Raw genomic sequence first — 24,731 nt, 5'->3', positions numbered from 1 at the left:
CCTCAAGAGAGTGTCACACGTACACCTAAATAAACTTACATTGAGGAACGAACACATACAAGGTAGGATTTATGGGTGGTATTACTTTCTATAATTGTAGAAATGGGCTCTCAATAAACGTTAGGAAGGGATTAATTGTTGAAGAGGAACAGTCCGAGAGAATAGACTGTAAGGAAGCTCGCGTAGTTCCATTGAAGTGTACTCTAGCTGTAAACCCAGCGAGATCGTTGGAAGAGCTAATAGAGCATCCAGAACCCCCGGAACGCTTCCTCGACTCGTTGATTCTAGGAGGCGTTGGGTTAGCAATAGTACCGAAAAAGAGGAAATCGCCTTTACCTCAAGTGGAAACTAAGTTCATTATGGATCCAATGACCCCACCGGAAGAGTTACCGGATGAAAAGGCAGTGGTTCAAAGGTCCGTCACTCCGGAGAGCTCGTACGGATATAAGAGGAAGTTCGGAGAGTGGCCAATAAGGCACGCTTCAGAGAAGCTGAAAAACAAGATCGTTCTGAATCCTTTTTGGGTAACTACGTGGGAAACGAGGCTAATTGAGTTACCGGCCTTCGTGACCGAAATGGGACCTAGATGGGGAATATCTAGTCCAATCCCCCTCGAATTACTTGAAGCAATATATTCGCCTTATACCCCATGTACCGGTCCAGTATTCGCTTCCTTCTTGGCGGAATTAATCGCGAAAAGTCACTACTGGAACGAAGGGGCGAGAGCCAAGCACTTGGACGAAGCTTGTTGGAGGTTCGCTGGGGAAGAAGTCCCGAGCTTTAGATACGGATCTAAAGCTAGGTTCGCTATAGTTAGTAATACTATTCAATACTACGTGAACGGAGAGCTAGTTCTGGGTCCGGATGAGTTAATAGAATTGGGGCTCGGATGTTCCTTTACAGCTCTTTGACTTCTTATAATATTTATACAGGAGAATTAAAACTAATATAGAGAAAAACGCCAGAGCGCCATAGAACCTGTCGCAAGAACCCTCTACCGTGGTAGTAACAGTTTCCCTTATCAGTTTCGTTGTGACGAGGGAGAGAGTTTGGGTCACCGTCACTACGGAAATTGAAGAGTTAAGCTCGGTAAAGGGAGAAGTGTCGTTCACTAAGGGTCCAATTAGGGTAGTGACTACTACCGTTACTACCTTTGGACCCTCCAGTAACACGCCTTACTCCTCTACCTTAAGTTCCTCGCCATCTGGAGTAATTACCTTACCACCGGCCTCCACGACCTTCTTGATAGCGCTAGGGGAGGCATTGGCTACTATTACTGTATACGCGCCTTTGACCTTTCCTCTTCCCAAGAGCTTATTGTAACCCATCGCAGCTAAGTCCAAAGTGGTTGTGTTCAGTTTCCTAGCTAGGTCGTCCAATGCGTCAACGTTGATCTCAACGAACTCCACTTTAGCTTCCGGAGGGAGCTTGAAACCGAACTTACCGAAGTAGCCGGGACTCTTAGCAGTTACCCACGTCCACATGTGTTTGTGCATTCCGGCGTTACCGAATCCTCCTCTAGCACCGTTCTTCCTGTGCTGGCCTATTTGACCCCAACCCATGGTCCTGCTCCTTCCCCTCAACTTCCTGCTCTTCTTCCTTCTACGGACTACCATCTCCGCATCCCAGAGGGAAGCCCATTAGAAGGGTTATTATTTGTGGCTTCTTAGGAGACGAAACCTTCAAACCTATCTAAGCGATTCAACAACTTAGGTGCAAAGATGCTCAAGAAAAGAATCATTCCGTGCTTGGACGTAAAGGACGGAAGAGTCGTTAAGGGGGTAAACTTCGAGAACTTAAGGGACGCCGGAGACCCCGTTGAACTCGCCGCGAGGTACGAGGAAGAGGGGGCTGACGAGGTAGTCTTCCTAGACATATCTGCCACGCCCGAGGGAAGGGAGACGATGGTTAAGGTCGTGAGGGATACTGCTTCGGTCCTCACTATACCGCTAACCGTAGGGGGAGGAGTCAGGTCCCTAAGCCACTTCGCGAAGCTCTTGTCTTCCGGTGCCGATAAGGTAAGCGTCAATACAGCAGCTGTTAAGAATCCCGAACTGATCACAATAGCAGCGTCCGAGTTCGGATCGCAGGCCGTTGTAGTAGCAATAGACGCAAAGAGGAAGGGAAGTAGCTGGGAAGTATACGTTAGCGCTGGAAAGGTCCCAACTGGCCTCGATGCTATCGAGTGGGCTAAGAGGGTTGAAGAACTTGGGGCAGGGGAAATTTTGCTTACTTCCATCGATTACGACGGCACCCAAATGGGATATGATATAGAACTCACGAGGAAAGTTAGCGAAAGCGTTGGAATACCAGTTATAGCCTCTGGAGGCGCCGGAAGTCCGGAACACATCTACGAAGTCCTCACGAAAGGCGAAGCGGACGCTGCCTTAGCAGCGTCTATATTCCATTACGGTAAGTATAGGGTAAGAGAGGTTAAGGAATACCTTAGAGAAAGGGGAGTTCCAGTTCGATTAGACTAGTTAAAGTTTTACGGAGCGATGCGTTACGTATCCTTAGGGTTCGGCAGTTGAAGAAGGACAACAAGAGGTTCCTATTACTTTCCGTTTCGCTGTTCGCGTTGTTCGGCGCTATAGGGATATACGCCACTTCTAGTTCATCTTACGTAGACGTTAGCGACCTAATACACAAGAAGCCCGGAGTATACATGGTTAGGGGTGACGTAGTTAGATGGACCGTTCAAGGGAGCGATCTGGTCTTAATCCTAGAAGGCAAGAAGGGAGATAAAATAACGGCGAGAGTTCCTGTTAGCTACATAGAGAAAAAGTACGGTCCCTTGAACCAAGTCGTAATTACCAAGGGAGAAATGGTAGTGAAGGGCTACTGGGACGGAAACGTGCTCAGAATTAGCGATATCCTCAAGGGATGTCACAGCGCATATCAACAACCCACGGTTAGCACCTAAAGGGAAGCACGCCCTTGATACAGTTAGCGACGCTGGTATCGAAGGACGTTAAAGAGGAGGCGAGGAGACCCCACGAAATACTAGCCTTGTTCTCACTCTCAGCTGCTTTTTCATTACCTTTATCTTACTTGATCTCTGGACCAGGAACTACAGTTCTAACTCAAGTAGAGGCAGCCAACTTAGTAGTTATTGGTCAGATAGGTCTTTCAATACTTATTTCGACCCTCCTAGGCTTTCTAATGGTTATAAGAGAGGCCGAAAAGGGGACGCTTTACGCGTTAAGGATGGCTCCAATTGCACCGGAAGTGATGTTCTTGGCGAAGACCGTAGTCATTTTCCTATTCACAATATCTCTAAACATAGCATACGCTTCGATAGCTTCCTTCCTAAGTTCCCAGTTGTTCATCACTTTCGATTACTTAATGTACTTACTCGCACTATCTATGTACATGTCTTCATTGGGCGCCCTAGTCTCCTTCATGATCATTTACACTGACGTTGGAACGCTATTAGCTTCGGTATCAATAGCTGCCCTCTCCGCACCTTACCTCTTCAGTACGGTTTCAACTGCAGTGGAATGCATAGTTGGGAGTCCCGGATACGGGTTCTTCTTACCATCGTTCTCGTTTACGATACTTGCCTTACTGTTATCCAAGTTCTTGATAGAGCTCTAAAGGGGTATCTTCTTACCGGGATTCAGTATTAAGTTGGGATCCAAGGCTAACTTAAGCTTCCTCCATACCTCTATCGCTTCATCCGAAACCTCGCATTTGAGCATAGGTAGCTTTAAGAGACCTATTCCGTGCTCTCCGCTCACAGTTGCCTTGAACCTCTTCACCATTTCACACACCAATTCCTTCGCATCCTCAATAACCTCCTCTACGGACTTGCCTAGGTAATTGATGTGCATGTTCCCATCGCCGAAGTGTCCGAAAACGGCCCCCTCTTCCAACCTATCCTTAACGAACTTCAAAGCGGGTGAGAGCTCGCTGAGCGGAACTGCTACGTCCCAATCGGCCCTCTTGCCGTATTTGTAAGTTAAAGCTTGTCCAGCTAGCTTCCGGTACTTCCAGAGCTTCTCCGGTTCGCCCCTGGTAGCGTTCAGTTCCATTTCTATAGACTCTGCCTTCTCCGAAGCCCTCTCATCATCGAATTCCACGAGTAAAATAGAGTTTCCTTCGAGCTTGAACGGGGCCGATGGATGGTGGTTCACTGCCTCAACAGTGGTTTCGTCCATGAACTCCACTGCCGACGGTTCGAATTCCATGAGTTTCAAGACTAAGTCTCCTACCTCCTCTAGATTCGTTTCGATCATCAGAACCTCCGCTTTCTCGGGAAGTCGTTCCAATTCCAGAAGGGCCTTCGTAACTACTCCGAACTGTCCCTCGGAGCCTACTAGAAGTTGGTGAAGCCGTATCCAAGTACTGCTCTTCTTGCTCCAAGCCCCGCTCCAAACTATTTCGCCAGTAGGCGTAACGAATTCCAAAGCCCTTACTCTATCTGCCGTAACGCCGTATTTCACTGCCCTTATTCCACCGGCGTTAGTTGCTATCATACCACCAATGGTCGCTATATCGTAACTGCCCGGGTCTATTGGAAACCATAGACCGTATTCCCTAAGTTCTGAATTGAGCTCTGATGGCTTCCATCCGCTTCCCACCAAGGCTAGCTTATCCTTCGGGAACACTTCCAAGTAATCCATTAGGATTAGGTCCATTACAACCCCTTCGGAGGGAAGGGGGGAGCCAACTAGGCTGGTTCCTCCGGCAAAGGGGTAAACGGCAATCTTCTCCTTATTAGCCCATTTAAGAACCTTAGCTACTTCGGTCGCATCGATTGGAAAGAACGCGGCTTTAGGTACTTCGCCCCTAAGCGGAGACGCATCGCTAACGTAAGCCTTCAAGAGTTCCGGGTCATCCAAACAAGTTACTCCAACTTCGGAGCACTTCACCTACTCACACCTCTCGCGTTCCTCTGGAAACGATTAATAGGTACCCCTTGAGAAGCAAAAGCTAGTGACTCCCAAATGGAGGTAATTTCTTTGAGTACCTAGTCTACCATACCTAGCGCGGTTATAAGCTCTTTTTCGGAAACGAATTTAATTACTAAATCCTACTTCTTACACGAGGAAACCCGGTATGAATAAGAAAATCGCAATGGTAAGCATGCTCGCCTTAATTTTTCCAACTCTAGCCGTTAACTTGTATGGAACTGGTTCGAGCTTCGTATACCCGTTCCTAGCTACTGCAGCTTACTACTACACCCAAGCTAACGTCCAATACCAGGCGACTGGATCCGGTGCCGGAATTTCCAACCTAATAAACGGCCTCACGGACTTCGCTGCGAGCGACGTTCCCATTCCGCCAGCGAAGTACTGTCCGTTATTATACCAAGGTAAGCAAGTAATTCACGTCCCATTAGTAGCCGGAGGAGTCGTCGTCGTTTATAACGTACCCGAGTTAAACGGAATGAAGCTAAAGCTCGATGGAGAGACTATAGCTAAGATATACATGGGCGAGATAAAGTACTGGGACGACCCCAGAATAAAGGCCCTCCAAGACCCTGCAGTGGCCTCCAGATTACCTCACAAGCCCATAATCGCAGTTCACAGATCTGACGCTTCTGGAACTACCGCCATCTTTACCACCTACTTATCCAAGAGCTCCAGCGAATGGTCTCAAAAGGTAGGAAGCGGACTAGTAGTGAAGTGGCCTGTAGACGAGATGGGGAGAGGTATAGGCGCTCCCAAGAACCAAGGAGTTGCCGCTACAGTATCTAAGACTCCCTACAGCATAGGCTACGTAGAGCTAGCCTACGCTTGGCAAGCAAAGTTGCCCACTGCAGCATTGAAGAACGCGGAAGGATACTTCGTTGAGCCTACTGCGGAGACCATAAGCGCAGCGACGGAAGGCGCAATGAAGTACTGGGCTTGCCCGCTTCACGCGCCCTATGAGTTCGCTCACTCCCTAATACTAGCGCCCGGCAAGAACTCCTACCCGATAGTTGGAGTTCCCTACATGATATTCTACAAGGACAGCCCGAAGCTCAAGAGCTTGGTTAAGTTCGCTGAATATCTACTAAGCGATCAGCTGCAATCTCAAGTAACCAAGATGGGCTACGCGCCCCTAGGAAAGGCGTTAAGGCAGAAGGTAGTAGCCCAACTCGAAGAGCTCTTGAGGTAAGACCCCCGTTTTTCCGCTCCTATCTCCTGAAATTCTTCGGGTCGAAATTATATGAGGAAACCCAAGCTCTTTTACGAGACTGTCTTGAGCGAAATAAGCAAACACCTATCCGGCATGGAAAGACCAGTTAAGGCGTTGACCATAGCAATGCTTTCCAGAGGTCACGTACTCTTAGAGGGGGTTCCGGGAACGGCCAAGACCACGTTAGCTAAGCTGTTCGCCCAAACCCTAGGACTGGAATTCAAGAGAGTCCAAATGACCCCGGACACGTTACCGATGGACTTAATAGGCGGAAAGGTGTTCGACCCGAAGAGCGGTCAATTCAGAACGATATTAGGCCCCATTTTCACGAACGTTTTGTTGGTGGACGAAATAAATAGAGCTTCCCCGAGGACCCAGTCGGCTCTAATAGAAGCTATGCAAGAGGGGCAAGTAACGATAGAGGGCGAAACGTACGAGCTCCCGAAGCCCTTCTTCGTGATAGCTACTATGAACCCAGTCGAGATGGTCGGAACGTATCAGCTCCCGGAGGTGGCTAAGGACAGGTTTACCGTTAGCGTTGACTTGAGGTTCCCTCCGAGGGAGGTAGAAATAGAGGCCGTAATGCTCGATGCGATGAGGAAGGCTATTGAACCTAAGGCGGAGAAGTCGTTAGATAAAGAGACAGTCTTGCAAGCAATAGAGGAAGCTCAAGCTGTCGAAGTTCCTAGGAAGGTCGCTGAGTACGCCGTTGACTTGGTAAGGGCCACTAGAGAGAGACCGGAAGTGTTACTGGGGGCCACTACTAGGGCGGCTATACACTTAGTTAGGGCAGCTAAGGCGAAGGCATCGATAGAGGACAGGGAAGTGGTGATTACAGATGACGTTAAAGAGGTAGCTCCAATGGTGTTGGTCCATAGATTAGTCGTTGAGGCGGCCGGAGACAGGCTTTTCTTGGCTAGAGATACTGCTGAGAAGGTTGTTAGGGAGATATTGGAGGAAGTGGAGCCACCCGCTTAAAGCTTTTTGTTCGTCCCCGCGAAAGGGCATTGGGAACTTCATTTGAACGTGCTCGGAGCGCTACTGGGCTTGGTTTTAATGATATTCTTAGCGGAGACGGGTGAGCTGCCGATATTAATATTGGCCTTGCTACTCTTCTTGAACGTAGCTGACGAGGACACCGTGGTTGCCCTAGCGAGGAAGTTGGGCAAATTGTACTATAAACTGAACAAGGGAATATGGAACTTATTAGGTATTAGAGAAGAAGACCTTAAACTGAACGAGGTGTTAAACGAATTACTGAAGAAGGAGGCCAACTGGAGGGCCCGTAGGGTTTCGGAAATAGCCAAGAGGCAATCGCAAAGGGACGAGGTACTCAAACTGATATATAAGAGAATTATGGAGGAGACTGGAATTGAAGGAGTTAACGTTCGCTCTACTACTAAGGAGGGAAGTTAAGTACAGCGTCTACGCTCTTACGGCCGCGTTAGAGAAGAAGGGAATTAAGGTAAGGTGGGTAAGGGACCCGTTAGAAGTTCTCGAACTCAAGGGGAACGTCGCTCTCGGAATTTCCCTCCTAACCACCCATCTATTAGACGACGAGCTTACGATGAAAATAAGGCTCCTCAAGGGAAAGGTGACTCTAATAGCCGGAGGCCCTCACGCCACTGGGGATCCCTATGGAACTTTGAAGTTAGGCTTCGATTACGTGGTTAAGGGGGAAGCGGAAGAGAGCCTAGCTGAGCTCCTCGAGGCCCTCCAGGAAGGAAACCCGGAGGAGGTTAAGGGAATATATTTGAGCGATGGAAGCTATACGGGCCCGAGGAAGTTAATTGAACTGGACGATTACCCGCCTTGGCCTTACTGGAGAGGAACTTTCGGTCCAATTGAAGTAACTAGGGGTTGCCCGTTCGCTTGTAAGTACTGCCAAACGTCGTTCATATTCAAGGCCATAGTTAGGCACAGAAGCGTTGAGAACGTTAGGGAGTACTCGAAGAAGTTGAGGGAATTGGGAGGGAAGGACCTCAGGTTCATTTCGCCCAACTCCCTTTCCTATGGCGGAGACGGAAGGAGGCTCGAACTCGATAAAGTAGAGGAGCTCTTGAGCGCCGTAAAGAGCACCGGGGTAAGGGTCTTCTTCGGTTCCTTCCCCAGCGAAGTCAGGCCAGAGTTCGTGAACGAAGAGGCTCTCAAGGTAATGAGGAAGTATGTTTCGAATAAAAGAATAGTAATAGGGGCCCAGAGCGCCAGCGATGAGGTACTGAAGAGGTTGAACAGAGGCCATACTTGGGAGGACGTAGTTAACGCCGTTCAGTTGAGCGTTGAGCACGGCTTCACGCCGGAAGTGGACTTCATTTTGGGCCTCCCGGGCGAAAGCGAGGAGGAAATGATGGCGACGTTGGAAGGAATGAGGAAGCTGATATCCATGGGCGCTAGAGCTCACTTACACTACTTCATGCCCCTTCCCGGAACCCCCTTTGCCTTCGAGAAGCCCGCTCCCTTACCCCAAAGGGTTAGGAAGGAAATAGCGAAGTTGGTAGGTGAAGGTAAGGCTTGGGGTCAGTGGCTAAAGCAAGAGGAAATCTCTTGGAAGGTGGTCGAATTAATTGAAAAGGGAACGATAATTGTTAGTCCATGGCTTCGCCAAAGGAATTTAATCCAAACATGAAAAAGAACGTTGAAAATCAATTACTCTCTAAAACCAATTTCGCCTTCGTTTCCAGTTCAATTATTCGATTGCTTAAATCTTCTACTCTTGGGTACATCTCTTTAATTGTATTTCCAAACTCGGTCAAGTCTCTAAGTACCAATGAAGCCGAGAAACCTTCCCAGCCCTTGTATCGCTTAAGAGCTTCAATTAGGTTCAATATCTTTTCTATTGATGTTGAACACTCCTTTAACTTTTCGATTGCAATAGAACTATTCCAGTCCACGCCTATATCGGTTCCGCAAGCGTTTACGAGTATTTCTCTAACTGGAACAATTCGTTCCTCTAAGGACCTCATCTGCGTTTCGATTCTTTCCCAAGAAGCCTTTAAGTTTGAGTAGGTGGTATTAATCGTATGTAATAGTGCCTTGGCCACTTTTAATTTTTCCAAGGAGTTTACGAAATCTCCATTCTTAAAGAACTTCTCAGCTTGAATGTAGTACGATTTAGCTAGGTTGATCGTTTCCAAATAAGCCTTTACGCTAACATAGAGTGAATCTAAGCTCAGTTTTCCGTAAAGCGCCTTTACGAGCCCGGCAACTAAGAGCCTACCTATTATTGGTACCTTAGAAAACTCATCTTGGTAGACATAGAGGGGCTTTATTTGAATCACGAGCGTTCCCGCTCCATTCATCTTCTCTATTTCGGAATAACGAGCTATTGGTGATGTATAATTTATAACGCGATATAATTCCACCTTACCGCTAAGGTAGCCGACAGCTATTACATCGTTCCACCACGCAACGGACGTAATTCCGGGCAAGTACTTTGAGTAAATTAGATCACCGTTTACGTCAAATATCTTCAATTCACTGTTACCGATAGACGTAATAAACCAATAATTGTCTGCCACAGCAACGTACTTACAATTTGGAGAAAAGGCAGGAGAATGTTCGTTATCATCAACGTTTAGTCCAGTACTCTTCCAAATCAACTTCGGATTTCTTGGGTCACTGATATCGTAAAAGTATAGTTCCCCCGCTATAACTGCCAAGTAGTCATTGCAAACGCTTACACTACCCGGTCTTCTTTCGTACTTTATTTCACTAACTACCTTACCTGTGTTTAGATCGATTACTTGAAGTTTCTGGCTTCCACTATTAGCTGCGTATATGTAACCCTTACGAATAGCCACGTCTTCAACGTACGCGCCTACGTAAGTATCCCATAGTTTTTCTCCATTGAGATTAAATCTTGCGCAATAACTATCGCACGCAACGAAACCGTTATTCAAGAGTGCGATAGCAGTATGATGATAATCACCTACATATATCTTCTTCCAGAAAGTACCATTATTGTTAATGAGATACACGTAGTTATCGAGATTAACGAAACCGAATAATCCATTAAAATACCCAGCCCCATCCATATCCCAAGTTCCACATGTCTTACCTAGTTGATGGCCATTAAGGTCAACAACGTACGCACAATTATCCCAAGAGGCTATACCGAGATTACCTTTGCTGGAGAAGACCATGTCTTCTATTCGATCGCTAGGTTCATCGAAACTCCACATTAATTTTAACTCGAACGCGTTAGCTAAGATGAAAGTCAGTAAGATTACTGTGATTGATTTCAATGTTACAACCTTACCTTTATAGTGGTGAACCCTATATTATCCCTCACCTATCCGTATATCCTCTACTGTGAGCAACGTTCAAATCGAATGGACTGTTGTCCGGTCGGGTCGAAGCTAGGGAAGCAAAAACTTATAAATAAAACTTCGTGAAGCTCCCGGGAAATCGCGGGGGTGCCCGAGCCTGGCCAAAGGGGTCGGGCTGAGGACCCGATGGCGTAGGCCTGCGTGGGTTCAAATCCCACCCCCCGCACCACTCAAGCTTTCCCTAAGTTCCTCTTCCTCAGTATTTCAGCTACTGCTCTCCAAACGTTTACCCCGTTCTTCACCATCCTTACTATCTCTTCCCACTCTTCGTTGCTAACTCTCTCGAACTTCATTTCAACTAGCCCGTTCCCAAGCTCTTTACCGGAAACCTTAACGTACATTACCTTCCTCCCGTTTTCAACCCTTTCCGCGAAAGCCGAGCAATAGTGAATCACGCATAATATCGGCCTGTTTCTTCCTAGAGAACACGTCTTCCTTCTCCTATTATAAAATACGCATTGGCCGTTCCTCCTAGTGTCTAGCCTATATACTTTCAATTTGGATCCGTCAACCAATTCGACCTCGAAAGAGGGTTTATCTCTTATCTGTATTCCAAGCTCTCTCGCTTCCTCCTCAAATATTACCGCGTTCGAGTTCCTCTCGCAACATTGGCCGCAACCCTTAATGCAAACCATTTTATAGGAGTCCCTTAGCTCCCTCGCCGTAATAGTAAGGAACGCCTTAGGGTCGGCCTTCCCTATCCTTCTGAAGACGGGGGAGTAAAGGTTCTTTGAAGGAACGTAGAACGTTCCAATGTAATACCTCCTAGCTAAGCTGGCTTGCTTCAAGAGCCAGTAATCGTAGCTCTTAGTCCCGTTAGGAGGTCTCAAAGCGTAGTAAATGGTTCAACACCTCATTGCTGAACGGAAAAGATCCACTCTGGCTTATGAACGCTCACTCCGGCTTGTTGAATTCCCCTCAACGGCAAGCTCCTGATGTATACGACCCAATCGGGGTTCTCCAGGTCTACCTTCCTATCTATGACCTCGGCTATCCTCCTAATAGCCTCCTCCTTCGGAAGCTCCCTCCAATCATCGTCTTTGAACTCGTAGATGGGTCCCTTCAAAGTTATTCTATAGGTCTCTCCCTCTCCTATCTTTTTAGAGAATTTCTCAACTGCCTTTATAACTTCCTCTATGTCAGCTGGAACGCTCGCGTCGTAAGGTATGGCCTTTAGCAGAGTGGTGTACCTAGGGTCGACCACTTCCTTCAGCTTCTTGACCGCTTCGAACGGATCGCCGTTGTATTTTACTATCAACAGGCTAGGCTGCTTTCTCACTACTACGAAGTTCTTGCCCCAGTAGCTCTTCAGTTCCAATTCGGCCTTTACTTCCTTACCTCTCCAACACGCCACCGTTACGTTGAACGAACTCAACTTTCTAAGCCCCACAGCCATCGAGAGGGGGAGTTATTATGTGGAAGAGGGTTCTCAAGGCAGTTTGGGCGCTCCTAACGGTAGCTATAGCTTGGGGGTTGACGATAGCTCCGGCGGAAGTAGTTAAGGAAGTGGAGGAAATTACCTATTTGCCGTTCGATCCTCAATCCTCGTTGAGGCACTTCTCGCTCTTCGCAATTTACTCGTTCGTTTCCGCGACGTTATACGGATGGGACGGTATGCTAATTTCAGCCGTTCTCGGGGGGCTAACTGAGTTAGCTCAGTGGTTCGTTCCGTGGAGGACGTTCGATTTGGGGGATTTACTCGCCAACGCTCTAGGTTCGTTAATTGGCGCGTGGTTAACCTATAAGGCCTTTAGGGTAACGGAAGTGGGATAGGTAATGAAGTGTCCCTTTTGCGGAACCGAAATGAAGATGGAAGGTAAGTTAGGCGAGCTAGCCTCGAAAATGCCCCTAGTAGGGGGCTTCATACCGAACGAAGTTAAGAACGTCGAGGTCTTCAGGTGCCCTAAGTGCGGCTTCATAGCCTTCTTCGCAAGGGAGTGATGAAATGGATTCGATTAAGTTCAATAGAGCAAAGGACTACTTGGCAATGAGCTACATAGGGATGTGGATATTACTAAAGAAGTTCAAAGTACAAGTGCAAGAGGGCGCCCCTTCCGCTTTCTTTGACTACAGGAATATGAGCATAGTGATACCGAAGGAATGGGTACCGAGGGCGAACGAAAGGGAATTAGCCAGTTTGTTAGTACACGAAATGCTTCACGCCATCCTAGGGCACTGGATTCCTCTGAAGGGCAGTGAGGTCGATCCGAAGCTTTGGAACGTGGCATGCGACGTTGAAGTTAACAGAATTCTTGAAGAAATGAACATGCTTAAAGATTTAGAGAACATGAGCGTTAGGATAATCAAGGCGAAACCCGTTACTTGGAGGACCTTCGAAACCCTCGGAGTTCTGCCAGACGACCCAGCCGAAACAGTATACGATAAACTCAGAGGGAAGATAGGTTCCCGAAGCCCCAACCTCGCAGAAGCTTACGGGGGAGCGAGCGGCTTCGAAGACTTGCCTACGGAAATAGTTGAGGGGAAGAGGGAAACCGTTTGGGAAGGCGATGAGGAGTTCGCTAGAGAGGTGAAAGAGACCTCAGTAGTTGATAGGTCTGCTACGAGGAGGTTGTTGGCTCAAGCCTTGGCAGAGGCCATCGAAGTCCAGAAGAGCGCGGGTAACTTGCCCCTAGGCTTGAAGAGGAGGCTAGAGGAGTTCCTCTCTTCGAAGGTATCGTGGAGAACGGAGCTCAGGAGTTCCTTAAGGGAGGGATTGGGCAAGAGCTTCAGGACTTGGCAAAGGCCCAACAGGAGGGGATTGAAAAACGTCCCGGGCTACGTGAGGAGGGGCGCGGACATATGGTTCTTAGTAGACACTTCCGGTTCGATAACGAAGAGGGAGCTCTCCCAATTCGCGGGCGAAGTAATTGAAGCAGCTAAGTACGCCAACAGAATTCACGTAGTCTCTTGGGACGCGGAAGTACATCAAGTACTCAACTCGAGGAACGTCTCGAAGCTCAGGAACTTACTGAGATCCCTCAAGGGAGGCGGAGGTACTGTAGCAGAGGAACCCCTTAAGTTCGTTTTAAGTAAAATGAGGTTCGGTGACGCTGTAGTGATCTTAACCGACGGGTATTGGTTCGACGAGGAAGAAGAGGAAGTTCTAAGATTGATGAAAGGCATCAGAATGAGGAGTTCCTCAGCCATATTGGTTACCACCGAGGTCGTTCCCAAAAGCGCCGCAGAGGCCAAGTGGAAGGTAGTAAAGATAGACGTTAGGGACAAACAATAATACGGGCACCGATGGGTGAGGATGGGTACTTGAAATGGAACCGAACCCGTTCGGTAAAAAGGCGATGTTGTTATCCCAAGCAAGCATGCTAACATTTGCAACTATAATGTCGTTCTTCCCTCAGTACTACGGCTTCTTGTTAGTAATTTACTTCATATTAATGCTGGTAATAATGTACAAGTACTTCGGAAAACACTTGAAAAAGGCTATGGAAAGACCTAAGGGAAAGGTACATTATGAGGAGAACTCGAAGGAGCTCTTGGAAACGGATCCAGAGATGGAAAGGATCTTGAAGGGTCAGATGAGTCAGAGCCTCTTCAGCTCCCTTCCAATAATGGTTCTATTGCTCTTCGGTTTCACCTTGTGGCCAACTATAACTCACATCCCCAACCCGGTATATCGATTCGCAGCGATAGTTGCCTACTTCGAAGGATACACTGTCCTAAACTACTTCTTGAACAAGCACGCAATGAAGAAAATGGCGGAAATTCCGAAACCCATTACGTCCTACAAGGTAACCGAAGGCGGCATACAAATTAAACCATTCGGCAACATACCTTTCCCATTAAAGGACTACGAAATTAAGGTAGTCGAAGAGAGTAAGGCAGTGGACTTAGTTTCGAAGAAGCCGGGCGTCCCTAGTTATCGTTTATACTCAAAGAACCCTAAGAGATTGGCCGAACTGCTCTTAAAACTGGGGAAGGGAATTGAGAAAGTTGAAAGTAATACTGCTTGAAGCCTCCTTGGAGCTGGCTCCCAGCAATTGGCCTTACGGTCCCTTGATAGATAAGAGGTACCATTACCACAAGCTATCTAACTTCCCCCAGAAGTGGAAGAGAGGTAGACCGGACATCCTCCACACCACCTTACTAATCCTCCAAGACTCCGTCTTGAATCGGGAAGGGTTACTGGAACTCTACTTCCACACGATAACTGGCGAAGTTTACAAGGTGAGGTCTGACGAGAGAGTTCCCAAGCACTACGATGCCTTCAAGGAGATAATGGCGCAATTACTTCAATATGGGAAAGTTCCCCGTGATTCGGAAGAGCCCCTTATATGGAAGGCCTACGACGACTTGTCTCAGTTCGTAAAGGATCACGGGAAATTCATCCTAATGCACGAAAAAGGCGAGCTTAGGAGAGTCTCGGAGGTGGTCTCGGAAGCAATTGAAACCAATGCGGCTATTGGGATAGGCGTTTTCCCCAGGGGAGATTTCAGGAGGAGCACTATCAAAAAGGCGCGAAAGCTATACAGCATTTGGAAGGATAGCTTAAAGGCTTGGACGGTAGCCTGTAAGTTGGTATCCAGCGCGGAGGAATTACTCATTCAGTTCTCTTAATCTTCATTCTACAAATGCCGCCCGTCTTAGAAACGACAGTCAACTTGGCCGAAGACCCGTTCTTTATAAGCTCCGGCTTCCACGTCTTCCCCTCCATGGCAGTTAACGCGTAGGAAACGAGGTACGGAACGGGGCAAGCATTCCCCTCCAGCTCCGCCCCGCCTACGCCCTTAGGGCACAGCTTACACTTAGCGGTAACAATATCTATCTCGACTTCCCCATTTTTCGAGTTTATAGAGATTTCGCTATCTTTGAAGCCGTATTGCTTGAAGGCGCTCATTAGGTTCTCTTCAACGCTCTTGTTCATATCAACTATTTTGTGATAAATCATGTACGCAATTATTCTGAGCGAGAAGTACTTAGCCAACGTAGCTACTGTGCCCTGGGTTAGTATTCCGAGTTGTTGTAGGGAAGCCAAGAGAGCGGCAAGGGTTAACGATTGGAGAGGAACGTCCCTCTCCTTAATTACCTCAATAGTTTCGTTGACCACACGTTCAACTTCCTCCGAGTTCCTCAAGACTCATAACCAGCTAGCTTCACGCATCGTTATATATATGTTAGCTGCTTAAATGGTTAATCAGCCACAATTCATCGTTTTTCGGGAACGTAATTAACTACGCCTTTCTCAGTGTGCAAATCAATCTGGCCAAGCTCCTATGTACTCTCTGAACGTGACACTTCATCAACTTCAGATTAGTAGTTCCTATTGCATCCATGACTCTAACCTTACTGGACATGGCAAACGTTACGTACGATCCGGGCTTGAGTACCCTTTCCGCTTCCCCTAAGAAGGAAGCGAAAAGCTCTATGGGATCGTGGGCCAAGCTAACGACGCTCCTTCCGTACGGAGGGTCGGTTGCTATGGCATCTACGCTATTACTCTTAATTGGGAGTGAGAAGGAGTCCGTCAAGGCGTTATCGCTTAGAGCTCCAGCCCACTTCAAGTTTATCCTCCCCCCGTAGCACATTGCTGGATCTAAATCGAAACATAAGCCCAGTTTAGCTACCTTAGATGCCTCCATAACGAAAACGCCCGTCCCGCAGAAGGGGTCAAGGAAAGTCCCTCCCTTCTTAAGCCTGCTCAAGTTGACCATAGCCCTAGCTAAAATTGGATCCATGGAACCGGGGGAGAAGAAGGGGCCCTTCTCGCTCTTCCCGTGAGCTCTTTTAGACAACTCCTTTCCTATAACTATGAAGTCTTCCGTTGCTATTGCTCTGCAAGTACCTTTGCCTTCCAAACGAACCTCCGGAACCTCCGACCCCCCTACAACGTGAACCTTCAGTTTCCCACAGTCAAGCTCTTTCAAGACCGTAGTTGAAACCCCGTCGCTAACGTAACCTACCGTTCCAATCTCCTTTACGTATGCGCTCCTATACGTTAGCCTCATCGAACACTTAGGATCGCCCCTCCCTAAAACGAGACCGTTATGAACGGATAGGAGCTGAAAGGGGCACCCCTCGGCCTCGTGAAGGGCAATTACCTCTTCGACCGGAATGCTTCTATGGTAGCCGGAAATTAGGAAGTAAAGCGTTTCCAAGGCTTCTCAGCCTTAGCTTCCTCCTCTCTCGCAAGCTCAACTATCCAATCCTTAAGTTCTTTTTCATACCATTCATAAAGTTCTGGATCATACCATCTGTTTACCGCCTCTCCCTTCATCGCCTTTGCCATTAGAACTACGTTCCTCCCAACGTTTAACGCGTCCGTAACGAACGACTCCTTTTCCAGGGGATCAACTAGTTCGTTTGTATAAGCCATACTCCAAGGAGGTATTACAACGCCCATTGAGTTCATTATTACCATTAGCTGTGAGATGGCCATCATGGCTCCGCTATCGTTACCCGTAGCAATGAAGCCCGCTACCTTTCCATCCAACCAGCTCTTACCGTCTATGTGTATCATGTTCTCGAGCGCGGTTAGTCTATCAATGAAGTTCTTTACCACGCCGCTAGGCGAATACCAGTAAACGGGCGTCGCTATTACGAAGCCGTCCGCTTCTATCAAAGCGTCGTATAGCTTCCTCATGTCGTCCTCTATAATGCAAGGATATCTACAAACCTTTACGTCTTCCGAGACGCAACCCAAACAAGGCTTAATGTCCATTTGGTACAAATGGTAGAACTCCGTTTGAGCCCCGAACTTCTCGGCCGCCTTGAGAGCTAGCATCAGGCCCTTGAAAGAGGATCCATATTTCCTAGGAGAACCTAGTATTCCAACGACTTTCATTACCATCTCCACAAGGAGCTTACGAGGGAGGAGCTTTAACTGGGAGCATTCGAAAGCGCTCTAGGTAAGAGTTTGAAGATAGAAAGGAAGTGGGTGTTTCCCACGAAGGGACACGTGTACGACGTTTACATTCGCGAGAACGGATCGGTCCTGGCTGTCAACGAGAACGCTTTACTGGCCTTAGAGGAAGGGAGGGCTGACGTGCTTTACACGTCTACGGCCGGATTAACTTGCGTCAGACCCTACTCGGGAAACCTCCTAATAGGGAGCGAGGCTAGGAAAGTCCTAATATTAGGAGACGAGGTTAAAGAGATTCCGCTCGATTACGGGGTCAACTCGTGTGCTGTAAAGGGAGAAGAGGTCGCGATAGGCCTCTGTTGCAATGGAATGGCACTAATGAAGGACGGAAAGGTGGCATGGCACTTGGAAACGGACAATCACATATACTCAGTAGATTGGTACGAGGACGTCATACTAGGGGCAGGGTTCGACGGTTTCTTGTATGCCGTGAATAGGGAAGGGAAAGTTCTACACAAGCTTCCATTAGCTGAGAACGTTAATAGGGTCAAGGTATGCGGCGATCTGATAGCAGTAGGTACCTTCGAGCCCGGACAATTGTACGTTTTGAGGTACGGAGAGACAGGCTTCCAAATGGTTTGGGGGAAGAGGGACTTCTTCGACGTAAGGGCGCTCTCTTGGAGCGACAATTGCAAGTATCTATTCGTACTCGATTGGAACGGTACTGCGGAAGTCTATGATTCTCGAGGAAACCTTCTTCTTAGGGGAATGGGACCTAGATCGATGGAGAGCTCCTACTGGAGGAACAGCGAAATAGCTGTAGGTGGATGGGGTAGGATAGAGCTGTACCAATTCTCTGAATCTAATAATCCACTTTAATATCATTAGGCGCCTTCGAAACTACGGGTATTGGAATAGTGCCTTTGAATAGGCGAAGGTACAACATCGCGTTGAAGGGATTCAGAGTAACTGACAAGCTATTGAAACCAGTTTACGGAATCTACGAAAAGAGATTAGAGGCTGAAGTGAAGTCCAGACCCCTACCGCGCCACGTAGCCATAATTCCAGACGGAAACAGGCGATGGGCTAAGATGAAGGGCTTCAAGGAGTGGTACGGTCACAAGGAAGGCTACAAGAAAATGAGGGAAGTATTGCTTTGGTTACTGGACCTAGGTATAGAGACCGTCACGGTCTTCGCAATGTCTACCGAGAACTGCACTAGGAGGAGCGAAGAGGAGAGGAGGAATTTGTTCGATCTGATAAGCGGCGGTTTAAGGGAACTCGCGAAGGAGAAGATAATTCACGAACATAAAGTTAAGGTTAACGTAATAGGGAAGTGCGAAATGTGGCCCAAGTACTTGAAGGAAGCAGCGGAAGAGGTGCAAAAGGCTACCCAACATTATAACGAGAGGTACCTTTACGTGGCCGTATGCTACGGAGGTAGGCAAGAGATAGTGGACGCTGTCAAGAAAATAGCAATGGAAGTATTGGAAGGGAAACTAAAGCCCGAGGAGATAACTGAAGAGACGATAAGCGAGCACCTCTACACTGCGGGCGTCCCTGATCCAGACCTAATAATTAGGACTAGCGGCGAAGAGAGGATAAGCAATTTCCTATTGTGGCAATCGGCTTACAGCGAGTTCTATTTCGCGGACATGTACTGGCCCGAAATAAGGAAGATAGACATCTTGAGGGCGATTAGGGACTATCAAAGGAGGAAGAGGAGGTACGGCAAGTAAAGGGTCGGGGAGAGAAGACTCATCACTTAAATTCAGGAGACCGTCGTTACTTCATCCCCGTTGATCCGAAACCTCCCGACCTTCCATCGTTAGGAGGGAGTTCCTCCACCTCTATTGGATCCATGTAGGCTATTGGGACCAAGAGGAGCTGGGCGAACCTCTCGCCCTCCGTTATTTCAATTTGCTCCTTGCCCAAGTTAATAACTATTACTTTTATCTCGTCCCTATATCCCGGATCTATCACTCCCGCCAAGCAGTGTAAACCCTTTAATGCCTTCGAGGACCTGTCCTTTATTATTCCGACGAACCCCCTGGGAATCGCGACTGCTATTCCAGTTCTAACTACCTTCAGCTCGGAAGGTCCTATAGTTACATTCTCAATAGAGAATAGGTCCAACCCCGCATCCCATGGATTGGACCTCTTCGGTAACTTAGCCTTCGGGTGAAGCCTTCTTACTGCTAACACGATGGGCTCTCCACTTCGCGACTAGGGCCGGCAAGAGTAAAATTCCGGGAACTTCGAACCTTTCCTCCTTCTTCCCAGCCTTCGGGTCAACCTTCACATTAGTAGTGAGCCCCTTAGTTACCTCAATAGGGTAAAGCTCCTTGGCGGGTACGCTCAACCCTCCCCCGGAAGCCACCGATTCGATTAGGCTTAAGGCAATGGGCGCCTTGTAGAGGTACTCCTTGCCCTCCATTAGGGGCGGGTAGATGCCTTTGAGAACGTGCCAGCTCAAGTTACCCACTGTAGCGACCTCGTAAGCCATCATTACGCCGTCGAAGACGTAGTACTTTCCGTCTCTCTTCGCCTTACTCACTATTAGAACGTCGCCCAACTGCCTAAGCCTATCGATTGCAGCCGCTTCCTCCTCGTTGAAGGTCATGTAAGCTACTGCCAAGTCAGTAGCTACCATTTCGAATCCTAACGGGAAGTAGCTACCGGCCATTTCCTCCGTAGTTACAACTACTAACTTGCAAACCCTCTTTCCACCAATTACCTTGTCCGCGTCTGGGGGGCCTACGTTAGCCGCGACAATGGGTCCGTTGAGTTCGCTCAACTTACGCTCTAGTACCTCTAACATCACTGCGTTAACCCGTTATCACTTAATTAGGAATAGGGATAATATCAATATATCTTTCGGAGAAAATCGGAGGTGCGAGTTAGAGGCCGAGCACTGAAACCAGTTCGTTCAAACCTTCTCCCGTCTTAACGGAGACTTTAACTATCGGAGCTTTGGGATTGAGCTTCCTCGCGTCCTCTTCCATCTTCTCAACGTTGACGCCTATTGCGGGAGCTAAGTCGACTTTGCTTATTACAATAACGTCGGAAAGCCTCGTGCTCATTGGATGCTTCACGAACTTGTCTTCGCCCTCTGCAACGGATACCACCATTATCCTCTTGTGAGCCCCCAAGGGGAAGCTGAAGGGACATATGAGGTTCCCGACGTTCTCTATAAACATCACATCGTACTTGCTCAAGTCAACGTTACTCAAAGCTTTCATAACGTGATCCGGTTCGAGGTGACATATGCCTCCAGTGTTTATTTCGGTAGCGTCTACCCCATGTCTAGCTATCCTCTCTGCGTCTAGAGTAGAGGCCACGTCGCCTCCTAGGTACAATATGGAATACTTGTCCTTGATCCTATCTATCAGCGCTTCCGCTAAGGCCGTTTTACCCGATCCGGGACTCCCTAGTAGCTCGAAAACCTTAACTCCAGCTTTATCGTAAATCTCTCTAAGTTGACGAGCCTTCTCCAAGTATTTTTGATGGACGTCCACCTCTATCTTGACTAGTTGCACCAAGGCCTAACTCCGTTACTTCGTGCACAAGGGAACTAATAAACGTGTGCAAGTTCATGAATGAACTTTCTAATGACTTCCCTTAAGGACCTCAGCTCCACTACTTCCCATCCGGTCACTTCTCCCTCAACTAAGGAAACCATCAACCTCTTCCTCGCCGGATACGTTCTCGCCCTCTTCGGCGTCCTCTTTACTTCTATAACTAAATCAGGTTTCCACCAAAGCCCTTCCAACCTCACGGACCTACCTATTCTCTCTATCCTCCAAGCTGGCTCCGCGAAGTTTACAATGTTGTCTGAAACGCTAACTTCCCATCCGAAGCTCATCATTACGTCCGGTACTCCGCCTTGCGGGTGGGGAGACTGAAACCAGAGCGAGGCCTTCACGTCCCCCTCTATCAAGAACGGCAACACGCTCCCTATCACTTCCCTCGTTCCCTCCAACCTCTTCGAGCGCCACTTGGGTACGAAGAGACCCTCAACATATTTCAATTCAGTTCCTATAACCTTGGGACTGTAAACTTTGGTTACGTTCAAGGACGTTATCAAATCGCTCAATACAACTAGTTCCAAATAATTGCTTGAATTAACCTCCATTTCCACTTCCACTTTCGTTATTTTCATTAGCTGCTCCATCTTCTCGTTTAGGAGCTCCCTCCACATTTTCCCTTATTGCCCTCCTGAGAACCTCGATCCTCTTGAGATGTATGAGAGCCCTTATTTTAATTCCTATGGCGATCCATCCAATGCTCAGTAAAGCCATTCCTATCCAGAAGAGAGCGATCGAGAAGGGCCCAGTCAGCGGTGAGAGGGCCGCTGTAATTACACCGGATGCGAAGTAAGCTAACTCAAGTTTCATTTCTCGTAACGCTTCGCTTATTCTTATCTCGTTCACCAAGTGAGGTCTTCGAATTCGTAGGTAAAAGCGATTCCCGGTTTACCCCTTAATAAGGGTCAGGAGATACCCTAGTATTACTACGGGACCTAGGTATGGAGATAACTCTCGTAGAGAAGTACGTCGGTGAACCCGTAAAGGACCCGTTCGGTAGGATAGTTGGAACCTTAGTAAGCGTTTACTCCAACGTGGATGGAGAAGTGGAGGCAGTAGAGTTAGCAGTTGGAGGTAACAAGTTCACTAGAATACCTTCTGAGAGGCTCTCTAAGAAGGGCGAAGAAGTAGTTGTGCTTCCTGAATGGATGGCCGAGGCTAAGAGCATATACAGGAAAATGGATACAGCGATAAGGAGGATAAAGGCCCTAGAAACCATGATGAGTAACAGCGAAGTTAACAAGGACATAGTAATTGAGATGAAGAAGAAAATGGAACAACAACTACAGAGCTTGAAGGGTAAGCTAGGCGACGTAAAGAAGATGCTAAGGGAGAGGATAGGGGAGTTAGAGGACCAGATACTCGAAATGGATAGGGCCTTGATAAACCTCCAGATGAGCTACATGGCTGGAGAGATTAGCGACAAAAGGTATCAGCAAGCTGCTAGCGCAATAAGGCATCAGAAGGAAATGGCTTACGAGGAGAAGAAGAGCGTTAAGGAGTGGATAGAGAAGTTAGAGAAGCTCGAGAAGCCCACTGAGGAGAGCGAAGGCGTTCAAAACGTTCACCACCAAGTGAGCCAACCTAGCGTACCACCGATAATGCTAGACTTGTCCGACTAAGCCCATCGTTTTCGAATAAGCGCGGAAAACTCCGAAGAGGTGCGCTACTATGGTAATATGGCTTTTCTTTCGGAAAAAGAAGAAGCAAGGGAGGAGGCTCAAGCACGTTTACATTGATAGGTTAATAAAACTAAACGAACTGGTGAGGAAGCTAGACGAAGAGATATTTGAATTAGAGAGACTGAAAGAGGAGAGGAAAGAGGAGTACCTAAGGGCGCTTAGGGAAAAGGAAGAGGAGAAGGCTAGGGCGCTCGAAATAGAAATAAAGGACCTAAGCAAGAAGGTAAGGGATCTAAAGACCACGAAGAACTTACTTGAAATGGAACTAAGGAAGATGGAAAAGGAAACCAGCCACGCAAACGCAGTGGCCACTCTTCAGAGGATCTACGAGGTTCTGGAAGACAGGAAGGCTATACTGGAAGGGGCGCTATTGCCGTATGCTGAAAGGGCAAAGTCCAATATTGAGAACGTACTCATAGAGTTGAAGGGTCTCGATATGCCGACTCCCAATGCACAAGCTCTCAAAGAGGTAATGATAGACTCCACCGAACTATTGAAGCCTATCGATAGCGGATTAGAGAAGGAATTAAACGACGCTTACAATAACGCGTACTGGTCTACCCCATCAACGCAACCGGTAGCGTTGGCGGACGGTGCCATAAGGAAGTACTCATTCGATGAGGTAGTAGAGAAAGTTTACGAAGTAATTAGGATCTATCACCAATACGGTAGGGCACACAAGCTCTCCGTTAAGAAGATCGCGTCTCATCTAGGTATCACAGAGGCTGAGGTTAGGAAGGCTCTGGAGAGGCTAGAGAAGGAAGGGAAGATAGCGATAAGGAAGAGGGGATGAAAAGGTGGGGAAACTTGAACAAGTGGCCCACAGTTACCTCCACAAGGCGTTTCAACTAGAAAAGAACGGTAAGAAAGACGAAGCTTTAAAGAATTACAAGATAGCTGCTAATATGATCAAGAAGGCCCTCGAGCTCGAACCAGATCACCCATTAAAGAACGTATACTTAGAGTATCTAGACCATATAAATAACAAGATAAAGCTGCTTCAAAGCGATATGATGCCAGAACCCATAGGAGGGGAGGAAGAGGAAATAGAGCTCCAGAGCAAGCCCAAGGTGAAGTGGGAAGACGTAGTAGGTCTGGAGGAAGCGAAGAGGGCCATAGAAGAAGCGATAATATTTCCGACTAAAAGGCCAGACTTGTTCCCCTTGGGATGGCCTAGGGGAATACTCCTCTTCGGACCTCCGGGATGCGGAAAGACCATGCTAGCTGCTGCTATAGCGTCTGAGATAGACGGAGAATTCATTTACGTTGACGCTGCCACAATTATGAGCAAGTGGCTGGGCGAAGCAGAGAAGAACGTGGCAAAGATATTCAAGAAGGCTAGGGAAATAGCCAAGGAAGGCAGGCCCGTGGTAATATTCATTGACGAGGTCGACTCCCTTCTGGGCACGTACTCCAACGAGGTCGGTGGTGAAGTCAGAGCAAGGAACCAGTTCTTGAAAGAGATGGATGGCCTTCAGGACAAGGGGGAGAGGTATTTCGTTTACGTTATCGCCGCTACCAACAAGCCTTGGAAACTGGACGAAGGCTTCATAAGGAGGTTCGAAAAGAGAATATATATTCCTCTCCCCGATGAAGAGGCTAGAAGACGTTTAATAGAGAAAACCTTAGCTAGGCTCAACCACAACGGAATAGACGTTGAGGAGCTGGTCAGGCTGACCGAAGGCTATTCATCCGCAGACATAGTCGCAATCTTGAGAGACGCCCATATGATAACCGTGAGGGAGCTCTTCAAGGAAACCGGTGGCATAGGGGATCCGAGGCCTATAACTATGGAAGACGTGAAGGCTGCCTTAAAGAGGAGGAAGCCTAGCGTTAAGCCCGAGACCGTCAAGATGTATGAAGAGTGGGCCAAGAAGCACGGGGCTTATTGAGCCCCTCTGCCGTAATTTAGAGCTTTCCCCTCACGCAATTTCGGGGACTTCCAACGTCTTAGTTTAATTAATTGAAATCTTTATGAAATTCTGAACCGTCGATGGGGTTACTGAACTCAAATTTCGAAATAGCAACGAATTGAAAGGACGAGGGGCTCCGTGGGTCGAAAGGGGCGTTAGGGGAGTGCGCCTTACTCTCCTATAATGAAGATCCAATCGATTACGAGGGTGTTCTGAGGTCGTACTGCGTGAGGTCGATGGAAAAACAATTGCGGGAGCGAGGCTGCAAGGAATTGTTCTAA

31 protein-coding genes and 1 tRNA gene are annotated in these 24,731 nt (G+C 47.8%); 19 read left to right on the top strand and 13 right to left on the bottom strand.

Features of this window, described 5'->3' with window-relative positions:
- Positions 1–71 precede the first annotated feature (71 nt).
- Complete coding sequence (locus EYM_RS01605; protein ID WP_075049371.1) at positions 72–911, top strand: hypothetical protein; 840 nt, start codon at positions 72–74, stop codon at positions 909–911.
- 264 nt (positions 912–1,175) lie between these two features.
- Here EYM_RS01605 and EYM_RS01600 read toward each other — a convergent pair whose 3' ends face one another.
- Positions 1,176–1,616 (bottom strand): uL15m family ribosomal protein, encoded by a 441-nt coding sequence (locus EYM_RS01600; RefSeq protein WP_075049370.1) that lies wholly within the window; start codon positions 1,614–1,616, stop codon positions 1,176–1,178.
- A 105-nt stretch (positions 1,617–1,721) separates the two neighbouring features.
- Between EYM_RS01600 and hisF the strand changes: the two genes are divergently transcribed.
- Genes hisF through EYM_RS01585 form a run of 3 tightly spaced genes read left to right on the top strand, consistent with a single transcriptional unit; the run spans position 1,722 to position 3,597 of the window.
- Positions 1,722–2,480, top strand: coding sequence for an imidazole glycerol phosphate synthase subunit HisF (gene hisF / locus EYM_RS01595; RefSeq protein ID WP_075049369.1), 759 nt, complete (start codon positions 1,722–1,724; stop codon positions 2,478–2,480).
- Between the two features lie 47 nt (positions 2,481–2,527).
- Positions 2,528–2,923: a hypothetical protein gene (locus EYM_RS01590; RefSeq protein ID WP_075049368.1), complete on the top strand. Its 396-nt coding sequence runs from the start codon at positions 2,528–2,530 to the stop codon at positions 2,921–2,923.
- A 14-nt stretch (positions 2,924–2,937) separates the two neighbouring features.
- A complete protein-coding gene (locus EYM_RS01585) occupies positions 2,938–3,597 on the top strand; it encodes a hypothetical protein (protein WP_075049367.1) in 660 nt (219 codons plus the stop codon).
- On the opposite strand, the gene EYM_RS01580 is transcribed toward EYM_RS01585, so the two are convergent.
- Entirely contained in the window at positions 3,594–4,874 is a 1,281-nt protein-coding gene (locus EYM_RS01580) for an FAD-binding oxidoreductase (RefSeq protein WP_075049366.1), read from the bottom strand. The two genes, EYM_RS01585 and EYM_RS01580, sit on opposite strands and share 4 nt — an antisense overlap.
- 187 nt (positions 4,875–5,061) lie before the next feature.
- Here EYM_RS01580 and pstS point away from each other — a divergent pair, with 187 nt between their 5' ends.
- Genes pstS through EYM_RS01560 form a run of 4 tightly spaced genes read left to right on the top strand, consistent with a single transcriptional unit; the run spans position 5,062 to position 8,752 of the window.
- The gene (gene pstS, locus EYM_RS01575) at positions 5,062–6,105 is read left to right on the top strand and encodes a phosphate ABC transporter substrate-binding protein PstS (protein WP_075049365.1); all 1,044 of its coding nucleotides are present in this window, start codon (positions 5,062–5,064) and stop codon (positions 6,103–6,105) included.
- Between the two features lie 51 nt (positions 6,106–6,156).
- Positions 6,157–7,104, top strand: a complete 948-nt coding sequence (locus EYM_RS01570; protein WP_075049364.1) for an AAA family ATPase — start codon at positions 6,157–6,159, stop codon at positions 7,102–7,104.
- A gap of 42 nt (positions 7,105–7,146) precedes the next feature.
- On the top strand, positions 7,147–7,542 hold the full coding sequence (locus EYM_RS01565) for a hypothetical protein (RefSeq protein WP_075049363.1): 396 nt from the start codon (positions 7,147–7,149) through the stop codon (positions 7,540–7,542).
- Positions 7,499–8,752, top strand: a complete 1,254-nt coding sequence (locus EYM_RS01560; RefSeq protein ID WP_075049362.1) for a TIGR04013 family B12-binding domain/radical SAM domain-containing protein — start codon at positions 7,499–7,501, stop codon at positions 8,750–8,752. The genes EYM_RS01565 and EYM_RS01560 overlap by 44 nt, the downstream gene beginning before the upstream one ends.
- A gap of 16 nt (positions 8,753–8,768) precedes the next feature.
- Here EYM_RS01560 and EYM_RS01555 read toward each other — a convergent pair whose 3' ends face one another.
- Complete coding sequence (locus EYM_RS01555; protein ID WP_075049361.1) at positions 8,769–10,370, bottom strand: hypothetical protein; 1,602 nt, start codon at positions 10,368–10,370, stop codon at positions 8,769–8,771.
- A 165-nt stretch (positions 10,371–10,535) separates the two neighbouring features.
- Here EYM_RS01555 and EYM_RS01550 point away from each other — a divergent pair.
- Positions 10,536–10,623: transfer RNA gene (locus EYM_RS01550), tRNA-Leu, on the top strand.
- A gap of 1 nt (position 10,624) precedes the next feature.
- On the opposite strand, the gene EYM_RS01545 is transcribed toward EYM_RS01550, so the two are convergent.
- Together EYM_RS01545 and EYM_RS01540 are read right to left on the bottom strand one after the other, a co-directional pair.
- Positions 10,625–11,284, bottom strand: a complete 660-nt coding sequence (locus EYM_RS01545) for a YkgJ family cysteine cluster protein (RefSeq protein WP_075049360.1) — start codon at positions 11,282–11,284, stop codon at positions 10,625–10,627.
- A 23-nt stretch (positions 11,285–11,307) separates the two neighbouring features.
- Positions 11,308–11,829, bottom strand: a complete 522-nt coding sequence (locus EYM_RS01540; RefSeq protein ID WP_075049359.1) for a THUMP domain-containing protein — start codon at positions 11,827–11,829, stop codon at positions 11,308–11,310.
- A gap of 38 nt (positions 11,830–11,867) precedes the next feature.
- Between EYM_RS01540 and EYM_RS01535 the strand changes: the two genes are divergently transcribed.
- From EYM_RS01535 to EYM_RS01520, 5 genes are read left to right on the top strand one after another with little or no spacing between them, the layout of a single operon-like run.
- Positions 11,868–12,227, top strand: a complete 360-nt coding sequence (locus EYM_RS01535; protein ID WP_075049358.1) for a VanZ family protein — start codon at positions 11,868–11,870, stop codon at positions 12,225–12,227.
- Between the two features lie 3 nt (positions 12,228–12,230).
- Complete coding sequence (locus EYM_RS07765; RefSeq protein WP_157058716.1) at positions 12,231–12,395, top strand: TFIIB-type zinc ribbon-containing protein; 165 nt, start codon at positions 12,231–12,233, stop codon at positions 12,393–12,395.
- Between the two features lie 4 nt (positions 12,396–12,399).
- Positions 12,400–13,686, top strand: coding sequence for a vWA domain-containing protein (locus EYM_RS01530; protein WP_075049357.1), 1,287 nt, complete (start codon positions 12,400–12,402; stop codon positions 13,684–13,686).
- Positions 13,687–13,720: 34 nt separating this feature from the next.
- Positions 13,721–14,422 carry a DUF2208 family protein gene (locus EYM_RS01525; RefSeq protein WP_075049356.1) on the top strand — a complete coding sequence of 234 codons (702 nt, stop codon included), beginning with the start codon at positions 13,721–13,723 and terminating at the stop codon, positions 14,420–14,422.
- On the top strand, positions 14,394–15,026 hold the full coding sequence (locus EYM_RS01520; protein WP_075049355.1) for a 16S rRNA methyltransferase: 633 nt from the start codon (positions 14,394–14,396) through the stop codon (positions 15,024–15,026). The genes EYM_RS01525 and EYM_RS01520 overlap by 29 nt, the downstream gene beginning before the upstream one ends.
- On the opposite strand, the gene EYM_RS01515 is transcribed toward EYM_RS01520, so the two are convergent.
- From EYM_RS01515 to EYM_RS01505, 3 genes are all read right to left on the bottom strand, one after another.
- Positions 15,010–15,543 (bottom strand): hypothetical protein, encoded by a 534-nt coding sequence (locus tag EYM_RS01515; protein ID WP_075049354.1) that lies wholly within the window; start codon positions 15,541–15,543, stop codon positions 15,010–15,012. The two genes, EYM_RS01520 and EYM_RS01515, sit on opposite strands and share 17 nt — an antisense overlap.
- A 97-nt stretch (positions 15,544–15,640) precedes the next feature.
- Positions 15,641–16,564 carry a TRM11 family SAM-dependent methyltransferase gene (locus EYM_RS01510; protein WP_075049353.1) on the bottom strand — a complete coding sequence of 308 codons (924 nt, stop codon included), beginning with the start codon at positions 16,562–16,564 and terminating at the stop codon, positions 15,641–15,643.
- Entirely contained in the window at positions 16,543–17,250 is a 708-nt protein-coding gene (locus EYM_RS01505; protein WP_075049352.1) for a flavodoxin family protein, read from the bottom strand. The genes EYM_RS01510 and EYM_RS01505 overlap by 22 nt, the downstream gene beginning before the upstream one ends.
- Positions 17,251–17,322: 72 nt before the next feature.
- Here EYM_RS01505 and EYM_RS01500 point away from each other — a divergent pair, with 72 nt between their 5' ends.
- Positions 17,323–18,147, top strand: a complete 825-nt coding sequence (locus tag EYM_RS01500; protein ID WP_075049351.1) for a hypothetical protein — start codon at positions 17,323–17,325, stop codon at positions 18,145–18,147.
- A 38-nt stretch (positions 18,148–18,185) separates the two neighbouring features.
- A complete protein-coding gene (gene uppS, locus EYM_RS01495) occupies positions 18,186–19,007 on the top strand; it encodes a polyprenyl diphosphate synthase (protein WP_338034271.1) in 822 nt (273 codons plus the stop codon).
- Between the two features lie 46 nt (positions 19,008–19,053).
- Here uppS and dut read toward each other — a convergent pair whose 3' ends face one another.
- The 5 genes from dut to EYM_RS01470 all read right to left on the bottom strand — a co-directional run bounded on the left by dut (position 19,054) and on the right by EYM_RS01470 (position 21,701).
- Positions 19,054–19,473 (bottom strand): dUTP diphosphatase, encoded by a 420-nt coding sequence (dut, locus tag EYM_RS01490; RefSeq protein ID WP_168050144.1) that lies wholly within the window; start codon positions 19,471–19,473, stop codon positions 19,054–19,056.
- A complete protein-coding gene (locus tag EYM_RS01485; RefSeq protein ID WP_075049349.1) occupies positions 19,439–20,089 on the bottom strand; it encodes a hypothetical protein in 651 nt (216 codons plus the stop codon). The genes dut and EYM_RS01485 overlap by 35 nt, the downstream gene beginning before the upstream one ends.
- A 79-nt stretch (positions 20,090–20,168) precedes the next feature.
- Positions 20,169–20,807 carry a hydrogenase nickel incorporation protein HypB gene (gene hypB, locus EYM_RS01480; RefSeq protein WP_236943425.1) on the bottom strand — a complete coding sequence of 213 codons (639 nt, stop codon included), beginning with the start codon at positions 20,805–20,807 and terminating at the stop codon, positions 20,169–20,171.
- A gap of 35 nt (positions 20,808–20,842) precedes the next feature.
- Complete coding sequence (locus EYM_RS01475; RefSeq protein WP_075049347.1) at positions 20,843–21,430, bottom strand: hypothetical protein; 588 nt, start codon at positions 21,428–21,430, stop codon at positions 20,843–20,845.
- Positions 21,393–21,701, bottom strand: a complete 309-nt coding sequence (locus tag EYM_RS01470) for a hypothetical protein (protein ID WP_157058715.1) — start codon at positions 21,699–21,701, stop codon at positions 21,393–21,395. Before EYM_RS01470 ends, EYM_RS01475 begins: the two co-directional genes overlap by 38 nt.
- A 95-nt stretch (positions 21,702–21,796) precedes the next feature.
- Here EYM_RS01470 and EYM_RS01465 point away from each other — a divergent pair, with 95 nt between their 5' ends.
- The 3 genes from EYM_RS01465 to EYM_RS01455 are packed head-to-tail and all read left to right on the top strand — an operon-like array spanning position 21,797 to position 24,429.
- Entirely contained in the window at positions 21,797–22,477 is a 681-nt protein-coding gene (locus tag EYM_RS01465) for a CdvA-like protein (protein ID WP_075049345.1), read from the top strand.
- A gap of 49 nt (positions 22,478–22,526) precedes the next feature.
- Positions 22,527–23,330 carry a helix-turn-helix domain-containing protein gene (locus EYM_RS01460; protein ID WP_075049344.1) on the top strand — a complete coding sequence of 268 codons (804 nt, stop codon included), beginning with the start codon at positions 22,527–22,529 and terminating at the stop codon, positions 23,328–23,330.
- Positions 23,331–23,334: 4 nt separating this feature from the next.
- Entirely contained in the window at positions 23,335–24,429 is a 1,095-nt protein-coding gene (locus EYM_RS01455) for an AAA family ATPase (protein WP_075049343.1), read from the top strand.
- Positions 24,430–24,731 lie beyond the last annotated feature (302 nt).

Origin of the sequence: Ignicoccus islandicus DSM 13165 (assembly GCF_001481685.1) — an archaeon.
GTDB lineage: Archaea > Thermoproteota > Thermoprotei_A > Sulfolobales > Ignicoccaceae > Ignicoccus > Ignicoccus islandicus.
Note: the sequence above shows the minus strand (reverse complement) of the source record. Positions and strands in the feature narration are given on the sequence as shown.

Coding starts and splice junctions, on each gene's coding strand:
- EYM_RS01535 (WP_075049358.1), top strand. CDS start 11,868: ATGTGGAAGAGGGTTCTCAAGGCAGTTTGGGCGCTCCTAACGGTAGCT.
- EYM_RS01460 (WP_075049344.1), top strand. CDS start 22,527: ATGGTAATATGGCTTTTCTTTCGGAAAAAGAAGAAGCAAGGGAGGAGG.
- EYM_RS01605 (WP_075049371.1), top strand. CDS start 72: ATGGGTGGTATTACTTTCTATAATTGTAGAAATGGGCTCTCAATAAAC.
- pstS (WP_075049365.1), top strand. CDS start 5,062: ATGAATAAGAAAATCGCAATGGTAAGCATGCTCGCCTTAATTTTTCCA.
- EYM_RS01465 (WP_075049345.1), top strand. CDS start 21,797: ATGGAGATAACTCTCGTAGAGAAGTACGTCGGTGAACCCGTAAAGGAC.
- EYM_RS01600 (WP_075049370.1), bottom strand. CDS start 1,616: ATGGTAGTCCGTAGAAGGAAGAAGAGCAGGAAGTTGAGGGGAAGGAGC.
- EYM_RS01475 (WP_075049347.1), bottom strand. CDS start 21,430: ATGAAAATAACGAAAGTGGAAGTGGAAATGGAGGTTAATTCAAGCAAT.
- EYM_RS07765 (WP_157058716.1), top strand. CDS start 12,231: ATGAAGTGTCCCTTTTGCGGAACCGAAATGAAGATGGAAGGTAAGTTA.
- EYM_RS01570 (WP_075049364.1), top strand. CDS start 6,157: ATGAGGAAACCCAAGCTCTTTTACGAGACTGTCTTGAGCGAAATAAGC.
- EYM_RS01505 (WP_075049352.1), bottom strand. CDS start 17,250: ATGAAAGTCGTTGGAATACTAGGTTCTCCTAGGAAATATGGATCCTCT.
- hisF (WP_075049369.1), top strand. CDS start 1,722: ATGCTCAAGAAAAGAATCATTCCGTGCTTGGACGTAAAGGACGGAAGA.
- EYM_RS01525 (WP_075049356.1), top strand. CDS start 13,721: ATGGAACCGAACCCGTTCGGTAAAAAGGCGATGTTGTTATCCCAAGCA.
- EYM_RS01485 (WP_075049349.1), bottom strand. CDS start 20,089: ATGTTAGAGGTACTAGAGCGTAAGTTGAGCGAACTCAACGGACCCATT.
- EYM_RS01530 (WP_075049357.1), top strand. CDS start 12,400: ATGGATTCGATTAAGTTCAATAGAGCAAAGGACTACTTGGCAATGAGC.